The organism is Amycolatopsis sp. NPDC054798, assembly GCF_053611505.1.
In genome coordinates, this window is the sequence record NZ_JBSHAM010000157.1 from 1 (window position 1) to 12,679 (window position 12,679).

Sequence of the window (12,679 nt, forward strand, 5' to 3'; positions counted from 1 at the left end):
GAATCAGATTCCCTCAAGGAGCCCTTCACGGACCGGGGTGGTCGTGAGGGGAACCCTGAGGGAATCCAAGTCCGTGAAGGTGGCCCTCACGGAAGTTGGTCAGGGGGCGGCGGAGCGGGCTGGTGCGGGGATGCGCAGTGATCGGGTGCCTAGGCCGGTCGGGCCGGGATCGAGGCGGGGCTGTGCGCCTAGCGGAGTGGGTGGAGTGCCGGTGCAGCCTGGGTGTTCCAGTGCTTTGGCGAAGGCGGCGACGGGGGGTTCTCCGGGGTCGCTTGGCTGGGAGCGGACGGGTGTGCGGGTCTCTCGGACTCGGTCCAGTTCCGCGTCTGTGTACCGGTCGCATTCGTGGTGCCAGTGCGCGATCCCGGTCATGAAGTTCTTCAGCAGGTCCGCATAGTCGGTGAGGGTTTGCCGGGCATCCGCGTCCAAGCCGTAGTCGGCGAACAGGCCGGGCAGTCCGACGTCCACGGCGTGCCGGAACTCGGCCAGTCTTGCTTCTGCGAGATCGGCGACGATGTGCAGTGCTCGGTCTTGGTCGACGTCCAGGAAAGAGCGGACTACCAGCACTGCGTTGTGCAGTGCGCCTTCGTACTCGATTTCCTTGCGGTAGGAGAACAAATCGTTGACGAGCCAGGCGTAGTCGGCGGCGGAGTCTTCCAGTGCTTCGATGACTCGGTTCCGGTGGATTTCCGGGGGCACGGTACGGCTGGTGGTCAGTCGGCAGATGCTCGTCACGAGGTCGGAGCCGAAGGCTTTGCGGCGCATTTCCACGTAGTCGATCGGGTCCGGGATGCGGTTTTGGGCCTGGTTGCCCAGTTCCCACACCCAGGCGTCGAGCATGGTCTCGACGGTGCGGCGGAAGGTCTGGCGTTCGGCCGGGTTCAGCGGGCCGATGGTGCGGTTCCACAGGTCGGCCAAGCCGGTTTCCAGTGCGGTCTGTGGCGGAGGCGAGGGGGTGCCGTCCGTGGGGAGGAAGAGTTTGAGGCGTTCGGTGGTCAGTTTGGCTGCGGGCAGGTCGTTGGCGAGGACCTCCGCGTAGTAGTCGTCGGCGTAGGTGCCCCAGGTGAGCCAGTCGATGGTGAGGGACAGTTGTTCCGGGGACGCGTCGGGGCAGATGCCTGCGGCGGCCAGTGGTATGTCAGTCGCGCGCAGGCGGGTGGCGTCCCAGATTTGTTCGGACAGGATGCCTGTTCGCTGCGGCCAGGCGGTGATTTTCTTGTGCTCGGCGGCCAGATGAGGGTTGAGGCGCAACGGGAACGGCAAGGGCAGCGAGGGCGGGGCGACTGGGCCGACCTGTTCGTAGGGCTGGTGCGTGAAAGCTCGCGCGCGTTGCGGTGCGGTGGTGGCGACGGAGCGGAAAATCCGGGCTGCGGAGGTGCCGAGGCCGGACGGGCCGCCTAGCAGTTCTGGGCCGCCGCGAGCGTCTAGGGCGCCTTTGTTCATGTAGCGGCTCGAGCGCAGGTGCCATTCGTGTCCGCCGGATTGCCAGTCTTGCAGGCCTTTGACGTATGCGAAGGTTTCGGCTCGTCCGGCTGGGTGCACGCCGTGTTCGTCGAACAGGGCGGGGACTTCGGTGAGGGCAGTGTGTTCGAATTGGTGCAGGCGCGAGGTTAGCAGGTCGTTCACGGCGTCTGCGGCTTCTTGAGTGGTGCAGCCTAGGAACTTCTCGAAAACCAGGACGCTGTTGGAAAGTTCGCCCTCGTCTTCGACTTCCCGTTGGTAGGAGAACAGGTCGTTGCGGAGGTGGACGGCGTCGGCGAAGCAGTCGCGCAGAACCTCCATGGGGCGTTTCGCTGCGATTTCGTCCGGGACTTCGGCGTTCACGGAATGTTCGATCAGGTTCGCGGACCAGGGTGCGCCGCCGACTTTGCGGCGCATGGCGACGTATTCGATGGGGTTCGCGACCCGGCTTTCGTTGATGTTGGCCAGTTCCCAGAGGGATTCGTCGAGGAGGTTGCGGGTGCTTTCGCGGAAACGTCGCCGCCAGCCTGCGGAACGGTGGGGGACGGTGCGGTTCCACAGGTCCGTCAGGCCGCGTTCGACGGGGTTCTCCGGAGTTTCGGTGATCGCGCCTTCGGCGGGCATGAAGCGAGCGAGCCGGTCCAGGTAAGCGCGCGCGTGCTCGATGTCGCCGGTGCGTTTGAACAGTTCCAGGAAATGGTCGTCGAAGTAGAAGACCCAGACATACCAGTCGGTGACGAGATCGAGTTCCCGCGGAGCGGCGTCGGGATGGGTGTAGGAGCACAGCAGCGCGTAGTCGTGGGAGTCGAGGTCGTGCTCGTTCCAGATGACGGTGCCGTGCTGGGGCACGTCGATCATGTCCATGGTGTACGCCCACGCCTTGCTGTGCTTCCGCGCACCGTCGAGGTGCGGGTTCAGCCGGGCCGGGTACGACAGATAGAACTCGGGCAGGACGAACGGCTGCACGCGTACTCCCCTTGCCTTCGCAGATGCCGACTCCACGAGGCAAACAGACCGCACCGGCGCGCCGGAAGCCCCGCCACTCTGGCGATCCGGGGGATCGCCCGTGCGGCCCAGCGGAGCCTGGCGCGAGGTCTCCGCTGCGTGCTGCCGCGTCGCTCGTCGGTGAAGGGCGCGCCGACATCCGGGTGCGGACGCGGTGACCGGGCTCAAGCAAGGGGTCGAGGTCGTGTCAACAGCTTCTTGCAACGTGTGCAAATGAGAGTATCCTCAGATTTTCACACGATGGCAAAGCGGCCTGGATCCCAGTGGCGGCCCTCTTCGAGAAGCTTCGGCGCGCGGCAGCGAGAGCAGCCGCGTGCGGGCCGTTGTGCCCAGGAAAGGGGAGCCGCCGAGCAGGTCGCGGCGCTGTCCCGTCCTAGGAGTGACGCTCATGTCGCCTGGTCCCCTGGCTTTCCCTCCTCGCTCTGGTCCACGACGGCGCGGCGCGCTGATCGCGGCAGTCGTGCTCGGCGCTGCTGTCGCGGCCGCCCTTCCGCAAGCCGCTGCCGCGGCGACCACCTCCGGCGGAGTGCTTTACCGGCCCAGCACCGCCAGCGGTTCCACTGAAGACGCCAGCTATCCGCGAGTCATCCGCCTCGAGCACAACGGCAGCGCCAACGGCACGCTGCTGGCGACGTTCTCCCATTCCGGCACCGGCGTCGGAAAGGCGAACTTCCCGATCTACCGCTCGACCGACAACGGCGTGACCTGGACGTCTTCGCCGATCAGCACGGTCACTGACACCCAGCACGGCTGGGACCTCGACGGCCCGACGCTCTACGAACTGCCGCGCGCCTTGGGGTCGCTGCCGGCCGGCACGCTGCTCGCCGCGGGCACCGCCTGGAACCACGGCGACTACACCCAGCAGGCGGTCGAGGTTTTCGCGTCCACCGACCAGGGCAAGAGCTGGACCTACCGCAGTTCGTGCGCGGCCGAGTCCGGCATGGCCAACACGATCGGCCACGGCATCTGGGAGCCGGAGTTCGAGACCACCAGCCACGGACTCGTCTGCTACTTCTCCGACGAACGCCCGTCAGCGAACGGTTACGCCCAGGTTCTCGCACACACCGTCTCCGCCGACGGCGGCCTGACCTGGGGCAACGAGGTCTACGACGTCGCGGTGCGCAACGGCGTCGACCGGCCGGGGATGGCGACCGTCGTCCCGTTGCCCAACGGCTCCTACGCGATGACCTACGAGGACTGCAAAGCCGGCGCCGACCCGGACCAGGCCTGCGACGTCTACCTCAAGACATCCGCCGACGCCGAATCGTGGAACCCCGGCAGTCTCGGCACCCGGATCGAGACCGCCGATCACCGGTTCCTGCTGCACACGCCGTACCTGACGTGGTCGCCTGCGGGCGGCGCGAACGGCACCCTCATCGCGTCCGGGCAGCGGGTCGTCGCCGGCACTGACGGTTCTCTCGCGATCCAGCCGGAGGACGGGCACGTGCTGTTCGTGAACCGGAACCTCGGATCCGGCCCCTGGCAGGAGATCACCACACCGGTGACGACCGCACCGACCGGCGGCTACAACGCGGGCGAGACGGCCTGCGCCGGGTACAGCTCTCCGCTGCTCGCCGCGTCGTCCGGCAACACTTTCCTGATGCTCGCGGGCACGCATCTGTCCACCGGCAAATGCGAAACTGCCTTCGGCACGGCCACGCTGCCGAATGCGCAGGGCCAGATCACCGGCCCCGGCACCACCGGCAAATGCGTCGACGTGAACACCAACACGTCGGTCAACGGCAACGCGGTCCAGCTCTACACCTGCGGCGTCGCGACGGGACAGCAGTGGTCGCTGGAAACCGACGGCACGATCCGCGCCTTCGACAAGTGCCTCAACATCGTCGGCGGCAGCACCGCCAACTTCGCCAAGGTGGAGCTTCGCGACTGCCTCGGCACGCCTGCGCAACAGTGGCAGGCCCGTACGGACGGTTCGATCTACAACCCGCAGTCGGGTCGTTGCCTCGACGATCCGCAGGCGCAGACTGCGGACGGAACGCAGCTTCAGATCTATGACTGCAACGGGCTGTTCACCCAGTCCTGGCACGTTCCAGCTTGAGTAGAAAGGGCGGCCAGCTCAGCTGGCCGCCCTTTCCGTGAACGGTCAATCCCGCGCGCCGCGCCGGTTCAATTCCTCCACCACCGCAGTGTCCACAAAGGTCCGCGCTGCCGTCCGGCCTTCAACCTCCAGCCACAGATGCAGCCGCGCCGGGCCGCCCGGTGCCGGGACAGTCAGCGGGAACGCGTCGCTGAGCTGGAACGGTTTCGCTTGCGCGGCAATGGAATTCATCGCGGCGGGAAGGTTGCGTGAACCAGCGGTGCCCCACGCCGCGTGCAGCGTTCCCGCGATCGGCTCCTGCCCGGTGTGCGAGATGTGCACGTCCAGGGTCAACGGTTCCGAGGGGACCGGCAGGTCGGCGCCTGCGTGCGCGGGCACGAGGTCGACGACCAGCGTGGTTGGCGCGAAGGCGTCGGCCGGGTCGAGGCCGCCCCAGTCCTTGGGCCGCCGGTGCGCGTCCAGCAGGCCGGCCATTTCGTGTTCCACGTCGGTCAGTTCGGTGTAGATGTAGCCGGAAAACCGGTCGTGCCTGCGGATTTCCTGCGTCTGCCAGCGCACGTGCCACGCCCGCTCCAGGCTGGTGAACCCGGCGCCGTACTCGCTGTTCAGCACCGGCACGCCCGAGCGCGGGAAACCGGCCGAACCGTAGAACGATTTGTCGACGAGGAAATCGGACCGGAGTTTGACCTCGAAGGACTCCCGTTCGCCGGACGCGAGCGCGGCGAGGTTTTCCGCCCAGCGGCGCGGGTCCTCGTCGTAGTAGTGCCAGTCGACCAGATCCGTTTTCACGTGCGCCCAGCCGGAATTCTCCACGATCGGCCGAGTGTCGTCGAGCGAGCGCAGGAGGTCGTAGGCGTGTTCGGCCGCGGCTGCGCGCTCCGGGCTGCCGGGGATGTCCCAGTCCAGGCCCCATTCTTCGTTGTACAGCCCCCAGATCACGATCGAGGGGTGGTTGCCGTCGCGGCGCACGAGGCCGGGCAGCTGTGCCTCGAACGCGGCGGCCGCGTCCGGGCTGAACCGGCTCGGGCCCGGCGGTTCCGCCCAGACGAGCATCCCGATCCGGTCCGCGTGGTCGAGCCAGCGTGGTTCCTCGGCCTTGAGATGCTTGCGCACCAGCGAAAAACCGAGCTGCCTCGCCAGTTCGAGGTCACGGATCAACGCTTCGTCGTCCGGTGCGGTGAGCCCGCTCTCCGGCCAGTAACCCTGGTCGAGCACGCCGCGCACGTACAGCCGTTCTCCGTTGAGATACAACGCTTCATCGCGGGTTTCGATCCGGCGCAACCCGCCGGTCACGGTCAGTCGGTCGGCGTATTCGCCCTCGCCCACAGTCAGCGCGATGGAGTAGAGGTGCGGCGATTCCGGGCTCCACAGCTGCGGGTCGGGAACTTCCAGCCGTCCGGAGAACTGCCCGTCGCGCACCGAAAGGACAGTCTCGCGGCCTTCGAGCTGAGCGACCACGACAGCAGTATCGGGAGCGTCGCCAGCGAGTTCACCGGTGATGTCGAAGCCGGTCAGCGAATCGCCGCGCACGGAAACTTCGGCGGCGTAGGTGCGTCCGCGGGCCTCCAGCCAGACGCTCTGCCAGATCCCGGACGTCGGCGTGAACGAAACGCCGTCGTAGTCGTCGCGCGGGATCGAACGCTGTTTGCCGTGCGGGATTTCGCGTTTGTCCGCCGGTGCCTCGACTTCGACGGTCAGCTCGGCGGGACGGCCGGGCTCGAGCACCTCGGTGACGTCGAACTCGAACGAACTGTAGCCGCCGACGTGCGAGCCGATCGGCACGCCGTCGATCGAGACGACAGTCTCGTGATGCACGGCGCCGAAGCACAGCACCACCCGTCGTCCCGCCCACTCCGGCGGAACTGTGACCGTGCGCGCATAGACCGCGTGCGGCAGCCAGGTCCGCTGCACCCCGGAAGCCTCGGTCTCCCAGGCGAACGGGACGACGATCGACTCGGGAGCCCCGTCGTCCGCGGTGAACCGCCAGCGGCCGTTGAGGCTCAGCCACCGTGCGGACCGATCTCGGTCGGGGCGCGGGTATCCGGGCCGGGGAACCGCCTCTTCGGCGCGCGGGTCGGCGGCGTTCTCGGCAATCGTCATGGTGTGTCAGCCCTTTACGCTTCCGGCGAGGATGCCGTTGATGAAATGCTTCTGCAGCACGATGAACAGGATCAGGAGAGGGACGAGCGCGATCGACGCGGCGGCGAGCAGTTCGCCGGTGACGGTCGCGTAATCGGAGCCCACCCGGTTGCCCGAGATGTTCTGGGCGAGCGTCGAGAGGACGACCTGGAGCGTGGCCATCCGGCTGGAGCTGGCCGCGACGACCGGCCACACGAAATCGTTGTAGATGTTCATGATCGTCAGCACGCCCAGCCCGGCGAGACCCGGCCGGATCGCCGGGACGACCACCCGCCAGAAGATGCCGAACTCGCCGCAGCCGTCCACCCTGGCCGCGTCGAGCAGTTCGTCCGGCACCGCCGCGATCACCTGGCGCATCCAGAAGATCGCGAACGCGTCGACCGAACCGGGCAGGATCAGCGCCTGATAGGTGTTGACCCAGTTGAGCTCCTTCATCTCCAGCAGCAGCGGGATGACGAGCACGATCGTCGGCAGCATCAAGGTGAGCAGCACCGCGCCGAAGATCAGGTTCCGGCCCGCGAAGCGGTACTTCGCGAACGCGTAAGCCGCCAGCGGCGCGCAGAACATCGTGATCGCGCCCTTCACTGCGAGCACGATGCCGGTGTTGAGAAACCCGCTGCCGATCGGAACGTCCTGGAACATCCCGCGGAAATTGGCGAGGGTGAACGTCGCCGGGTCGAACCCGAGCGGATGGCGGATGATGTCGCCCGCCGGTTTGAACGAGGAGAGGATCGCCCACGCCACCGGCGCGAGCAGAGCGACGGTCAGCACGAGCAGGAACGCGTGCGAGCCGAGCAGCGGGCGGGACCTCCGCCGCCCCCGGACGTCGAGGGTGGTCATGTCAGTCCTCCGCTCGCAGCAGCCGCACGAAAAGCAGCGACACCGCCATCACGACGATCACCAGGAGGAACGAGTTCGCCGCCCCGGTGCCGAGATCCGCGCGGGTGATGTGGTTGTAGAGGTACAGCCCGGCCGTGGTGGTCGAGGTGTACGGCCCGCCCTTGGTCGCCACGTACGGTTCGGCGAACATCTGGAACACCGCCAGGGTCTGCAAAACGAGGCAGAACATCAGCGACCGGCGCAGCAGCGGAACCGTGATCGACCACAGCTGCCGCATCCGGCCCGCCCCGTCGAGCGAAGCCGCCTCGTACAGGCCGCGGTCGATCTGCTGGAGTCCGGAAAGGACGATCAGCACGACGAACCCGGTGGTCTTCCAGAGAAACAGCAACGCGAGCGTCGGCTTCGCCCACCCGCTCGTGACGAGCCAGCCGACCGGCGGCAGCCCGACCGCGCCGAGCATCGCGTTCACCGCGCCGTTGTCCTGGTCGAACAGCACGATCCAGATCTGCGCGACCGCGACCAGCGGGGTCACGAACGGCACGACGAACGCGACCCGGTAGAACCCGCGCAGCCGCTTGATCGCGTTGAGCAGCACCGCCACGAGCACCGCGAGCACCATCTGCACCGGGACGATCAGCAGCCACAGCACCCCGGAGTTGCCGAGCGACGACCAGAAACCGCTGCTGGTCAGCAGATACCGGTAGTTGTCGAGACCGATCCAGTGCGCGGCACCGGATCCGTGCCAGTCAGTGAAGCTCAGACGCAGCGTGAAGAACAACGGATAGACGCTGAAAGCCAGGAAGATCAGTACAAACGGCAGCACGAAGACGTACGGCGCGAGGCGGCGGCGCCACGACGAGGCACGCCGCCGCGGTTTTCCGGTACGCGGCTCGACGGACGGAGACGGTTCCCGTAAAACCTTCGCCTCAGCGGTAACGGAGCGAGTGGTCATTTGCGGTCGATCAGGTTGGTCTGGATGTCTTTGCCCGCCTTGTCGATAACCTGCTGCGGGGTAAGGGTTCCGTCCAGCATCTTCTGCAGATCGGTGCCGAGGTAGTCGACCGCACCGGACCACCAGGCCGGGATCGGCGCTCCGCCGGGGATTTCGCGGCCCGCTTCGACGGCGGTCTTCCAGAGGTCCTGACCGCCCATCGCGTCGATCGGCCGGAACAGCGGTTTCGCCGGATCGGCTGCGGGCAGGTAGGCCGGGACCGACGTGTTCAGGCCGCCCGGATAAACCGCGTTCGGCCCGTAGACCCCGGTGTAACCAGCTTGGTCGAACATCAGGAAGCGGTAGAACAGCCAGGACAGCTGCGGGTTCTTGGCGTCCTTGGGAATGACGAACGACGAGCCGCCCATCGCGCCGCTGCGCGCGCCGCCAGCGGTCCACGCGGGCAACGGCATCGCCCGCCAGTCGCCCTTCGTCGCGGTCAGCTGCTGCTGCGGGGCGAAGTCGAACCAGATCGCCCACGGGTAGAAGACCTCGTTGCCGGAGTCGAGCGCGCTGACGTCGCTGGGCTTGAGGTACTCCGCGCGGGTGCCGAGCCCTTCCTTGCGGACGGTGTCGAGCCAGGTCAGGATCTGGTGGTAGGGCGCGGAATTCAGCCGCAGCGCGCCGTCCGGGCCGGCGAGGCCGGTGCCGAACTGGCTGGCGAACATCTCGAGCTGGAGCTGGCTGTTGAAGGCGTCCTGCTCCAGGTGGATCGGCTTCGCGCCGGGCTTGAACTGCTGGTACTTCTTCGCCGCGGCGAGCAGATCGGCGTAGGTCTTGATGCCGTCCGGGTCGATCCCGGCCGCGCTCAGCGCTTTCGCGTTGTAGAACAGCAGCCCGGGGTCGAGGTCGAAGGGCACGCCGTAAATGCCGCCGTTGACGGTGTTGACGTCGACCTTCTGCTTGGCGATGTCCTTGGTGTAGGGCGCGAGCACGTCCTTGAGATTCCACAGGTGGCTGACGTAGCCGCCGACCTTGGCGTCGTCGAGGAACACGCCGTCGGGCACGTCGGTGCCGGTGATCAGCGTGTTCTGGAGCTTGCCCGCGATGTCGACGGCCTCGTGCTTGACCGTGACGCCGGGGTATTTCGCGGTGAACTTCTTGATCGCGGCGTCGAAGACCTTGTACAGATCGCCCGAGCGGTCCCAGATCGTGATTTCGCCTTTCGGCGCGTCTTCGGCCGGAGCCTGCAGCACGGCGTTGTCCGCCGCCGAGCCGCCGGAGCTGATGTCCGGGCCGCAGGCGGTCAGCCCGGCGGTGAGCAGGGCCGCGGCAGCGACGGCACCGGCGCGGGCGCGGAGGCGGGCGGTCCGTCCGCTCCGTCGGAGAGTGGGGTTCATGGCACTCCTTTGTGCGGGACGGTGGCAGCGCGGCGAGGCGTGCCGCGGATTTGCCAACGTAGGCAAACTGTACGACATGCTTGCACACGTTGCAAAAGGTAGGATGACTTCCGGGCGGAAGGAGTTTCATGGCGGCGACGTTGCGGGACGTGGCGGATCGGGCACAGGTTTCCGTGCGGACGGTGTCGAACGTCGTCAGCGGGTACGAGCACGTCAGCGCGAAGATGCGCCAGCGCGTGCTGCGGGCCATCGACGAACTCGGCTACATCCCGAACCCGGTCGCCCGCACGCTGCGCACCGGCAAAACCGGGCTGCTCTCGCTGGTGGTGCCCGAGATCGACGTGCCGTACTTCAGCCAGCTCGCCCGCGAGGTCATCGACGCCGCCGGGAGCCTCGGCTTCCAGGTGATGATCGACCAGACCGGGCACGACCACGAGCGCGAACGCCAGCTGCTGCGCGGCGGTGGCAGGCGCAATCTGTTCGACGGCATGCTGTTCGCGCCGCTCGCGACGAGCGAGGAACTGTGCGATGTGGACCCGGCGCGCTCGTCGCCGCTGATCCTGCTCGGCGAGCACGTCTTCGACGGCCGCTTCGACCACGTGGCGATCGACAACGTCGTAGCGGCGCACGACGCGACGACGCATCTGCTCGACTGCGGCCGCACTCGCATCGCGGCGATCGGCGCCCAGCCGAAGGAGACGTACTCGACGCCGTTGCAGCGCACGGAGGGATTCCGCAAAGCGCTCGACGAGCACGGTCTGGAGCCGGTGAACGCGTTGCAGGCCACGGCTGCCCACTACGGCCGGGCGGACGGGTACGCGGCGACGGCGTCACTGCTTCGCGAATCTCCTTGCCCGGACGCCATTTTCTGCTACTCCGACCTGCTCGCGATGGGCGCGATCCGAGCCGTGTTCGACGCGGGCCTGCGTGTCCCGGAGGACGTGGCGATCATCGGCATCGACGACATCGAGGAAGGTCGCTATTCCCGTCCGTCCTTGAGCACGGTCTCGCTGGACACCCCGTTCATCGCCCGCACCGCGGTGTCCCGGCTCGCCGCCCGCATCGAGAACCCGGGGCTGCCCGCCGAGGAGTTCGTCGCGCCGCACACAGTGCTGGCCAGGGAGAGCACGGAATCGGGCCCGGCCGGCGACGGTGTGTGAAGATGCGGGGATGAGCGAAGAACCCCGCGTTTCCCGCAACGACAAAGAAAACCGCTACGAAGTGTATGCGGACGGCAAGCTCGCCGGCTTCGCGGAATTCACCCCGAAAGACACCGAAACCGTTTTCACCCACACTGAAATCGGCGACGAGTTCGGCGGCCGCGGTCTCGGCAAGGTGCTGGCGAAGGCCGCGCTGGACGACGTCGTGGCGCGCGGCGGCGTGATCGTCCCGGTGTGCCCCTTCATCGCCGGGTACCTGCGCAAGAACGAGGGCTACGCCGAGCACGTCCGGTGGCCCGGACAGCGCTGAGGCAGGCCAGGGGTGCCGTTCGGGTTATTCCAGGTGGTCCGAACGGCGCAACCATGTCCGATTAGTCGGCATTTTTTGGTTATTAACCAACCTTCGTCGGTTTCGCGTTGGTTGCCGGGCAACAAAAGTGTGGGGCGTCCCACCGGTCGGTTCAGCCCACCTGATCAGCCCACCTGGAGGAAGATCGATGACTTCCCGGAAGACGCTCGTCGCGGGATTCACCGCACTGTCGGCCGCGGCGTTGACCGCGGGCATGTGCGTGAACGCCGCCTCGGCAAGCCCGATGGCGTTCGCCCAGATGCAGGCACAGGCGATCACCCAGGCGACGCAGGTCGCCGACACGCTCGGCGCCGGAAACGGCGGTATTTACCTCGAACGCGGCAAGGCGGTCCTGAACGTGACCGACGCCGCGGCGCAGGAGAAGGCTGAAGCAGCCGGCTTCGCGACGAAGCTCGTGAAGCACAGCTTCACCGCCCTCACCGGCGCGAAGAACCAGATGGACACGGTGAAGAACGTGCCGCAGACGTCGTGGGGCATCGACACCAAGACCAACCAGGTCGTGGTGAAGATCTACGACTCGGCCTCGCAGGCCACGAAGGACAAGGTCACCGCAGCCGCGGCGAAACTGGGCGACGCGGCGCGCGTCGAGCACCGCTCGGGCAAGCTGTCCACCTACATCTCTGACGGCGACTCGATCAACAACGGCCAGTTCACCTGCTCCCTCGGCTTCAACGTGACCAAGGGCGGCCAGCCGTACATGCTGACCGCGGGCCACTGCACCAACGAGGGCGGCACCTGGTCCGGCGGCGACGTCTCGGGAGCCCAGGTCGTGGAAAGCGACTGCCCCGGAGCCGACTCCGGCCTCCTGACCCGCCCGAACGGCACCGGCCCCGGCGCGATCAACACCGGCCAGCAGATCACCAGCGCCGGCACCCCGACCGTGGGCGAGCAGATCGAAAAAATGGGCCAGACCACCGGCGGCGGCAGCGGCCAGGTCACCTCGGTAGACGAGTCGGTGAACTTCGACGTCGGCGTCCTGAACCACGAGTTCGGCACCACCGCCCACACCGACCACGGCGACTCCGGCGGCCCGGCCTACGACGGAGACAAGGGTCTGGGCACCCTCTCCGGCGGCGACACCCAGACCAGCTACTTCTACCCGCTGACCCTGGAACTCCAGTCCTACGGCCTCGAACTCGCCTGAGGCAATCAGCTACCCGGCCCGCCGTCCCTTTCCCGGGGCGGCGGGCCTCCTTTTTGGGCAACTCGCGCCCGGAACCCGCACACTGCGGTCCGTGAAGGGCACCTTGAGGGAATCAGATTCCCTCAAGGAGCCCTTCACGGACCGGGGTGGTCGTGAGGGGAACCCTGAGG

9 protein-coding genes are annotated in these 12,679 nt (G+C 67.2%); 4 read left to right on the top strand and 5 right to left on the bottom strand.

Annotation, left to right across the window (positions count from 1 at the left end; translation table 11 throughout):
- Window positions 1-99: 99 nt before the first annotated feature.
- On the bottom strand, window positions 100-2,427 hold the full coding sequence (locus ACWGIC_RS42820) for a terpene synthase family protein (RefSeq protein WP_452081675.1): 2,328 nt from the start codon (window positions 2,425-2,427) through the stop codon (window positions 100-102).
- A 427-nt stretch (window positions 2,428-2,854) separates the two neighbouring features.
- Here ACWGIC_RS42820 and ACWGIC_RS42825 point away from each other — a divergent pair, with 427 nt between their 5' ends.
- Window positions 2,855-4,525 (top strand): ricin-type beta-trefoil lectin domain protein, encoded by a 1,671-nt coding sequence (locus ACWGIC_RS42825; protein WP_452081676.1) that lies wholly within the window; start codon window positions 2,855-2,857, stop codon window positions 4,523-4,525.
- Window positions 4,526-4,570: 45 nt separating this feature from the next.
- Here the strand turns inward: ACWGIC_RS42825 and ACWGIC_RS42830 are convergent, their stop codons facing one another.
- Genes ACWGIC_RS42830 through ACWGIC_RS42845 form a run of 4 tightly spaced genes read right to left on the bottom strand, consistent with a single transcriptional unit; the run spans window position 4,571 to window position 9,835 of the window.
- Window positions 4,571-6,625, bottom strand: a complete 2,055-nt coding sequence (locus ACWGIC_RS42830; RefSeq protein ID WP_452081677.1) for a glycoside hydrolase family 2 protein — start codon at window positions 6,623-6,625, stop codon at window positions 4,571-4,573.
- 6 nt (window positions 6,626-6,631) lie between these two features.
- Window positions 6,632-7,504 carry a carbohydrate ABC transporter permease gene (locus ACWGIC_RS42835; RefSeq protein ID WP_452081678.1) on the bottom strand — a complete coding sequence of 291 codons (873 nt, stop codon included), beginning with the start codon at window positions 7,502-7,504 and terminating at the stop codon, window positions 6,632-6,634.
- 1 nt (window position 7,505) lies between these two features.
- A complete protein-coding gene (locus ACWGIC_RS42840) occupies window positions 7,506-8,456 on the bottom strand; it encodes a carbohydrate ABC transporter permease (RefSeq protein WP_452081679.1) in 951 nt (316 codons plus the stop codon).
- On the bottom strand, window positions 8,453-9,835 hold the full coding sequence (locus ACWGIC_RS42845; RefSeq protein ID WP_452081680.1) for an ABC transporter substrate-binding protein: 1,383 nt from the start codon (window positions 9,833-9,835) through the stop codon (window positions 8,453-8,455). The genes ACWGIC_RS42840 and ACWGIC_RS42845 overlap by 4 nt, the downstream gene beginning before the upstream one ends.
- 128 nt (window positions 9,836-9,963) lie before the next feature.
- On the opposite strand from ACWGIC_RS42845, the gene ACWGIC_RS42850 reads away from it, so the two are divergent.
- From ACWGIC_RS42850 to ACWGIC_RS42860, 3 genes are all read left to right on the top strand, one after another.
- Window positions 9,964-10,995 (top strand): LacI family DNA-binding transcriptional regulator, encoded by a 1,032-nt coding sequence (locus ACWGIC_RS42850; protein WP_452081681.1) that lies wholly within the window; start codon window positions 9,964-9,966, stop codon window positions 10,993-10,995.
- Window positions 10,996-11,005: 10 nt separating this feature from the next.
- On the top strand, window positions 11,006-11,305 hold the full coding sequence (locus ACWGIC_RS42855; RefSeq protein WP_452081682.1) for a GNAT family N-acetyltransferase: 300 nt from the start codon (window positions 11,006-11,008) through the stop codon (window positions 11,303-11,305).
- A 187-nt stretch (window positions 11,306-11,492) separates the two neighbouring features.
- The gene (locus ACWGIC_RS42860) at window positions 11,493-12,509 is read left to right on the top strand and encodes a S1 family peptidase (RefSeq protein WP_452081683.1); all 1,017 of its coding nucleotides are present in this window, start codon (window positions 11,493-11,495) and stop codon (window positions 12,507-12,509) included.
- Window positions 12,510-12,679 lie beyond the last annotated feature (170 nt).

Bases quoted from the DNA above. Each gene is read 5' to 3' on its own strand.
- ACWGIC_RS42825 (WP_452081676.1), top strand. From the start codon at position 2,855: ATGTCGCCTGGTCCCCTGGCTTTCCCTCCTCGCTCTGGTCCACGACGG.
- ACWGIC_RS42830 (WP_452081677.1), bottom strand. From the start codon at position 6,625: ATGACGATTGCCGAGAACGCCGCCGACCCGCGCGCCGAAGAGGCGGTT.
- ACWGIC_RS42835 (WP_452081678.1), bottom strand. From the start codon at position 7,504: ATGACCACCCTCGACGTCCGGGGGCGGCGGAGGTCCCGCCCGCTGCTC.
- ACWGIC_RS42840 (WP_452081679.1), bottom strand. From the start codon at position 8,456: ATGACCACTCGCTCCGTTACCGCTGAGGCGAAGGTTTTACGGGAACCG.
- ACWGIC_RS42845 (WP_452081680.1), bottom strand. From the start codon at position 9,835: ATGAACCCCACTCTCCGACGGAGCGGACGGACCGCCCGCCTCCGCGCC.
- ACWGIC_RS42850 (WP_452081681.1), top strand. From the start codon at position 9,964: ATGGCGGCGACGTTGCGGGACGTGGCGGATCGGGCACAGGTTTCCGTG.
- ACWGIC_RS42855 (WP_452081682.1), top strand. From the start codon at position 11,006: ATGAGCGAAGAACCCCGCGTTTCCCGCAACGACAAAGAAAACCGCTAC.
- ACWGIC_RS42860 (WP_452081683.1), top strand. From the start codon at position 11,493: ATGACTTCCCGGAAGACGCTCGTCGCGGGATTCACCGCACTGTCGGCC.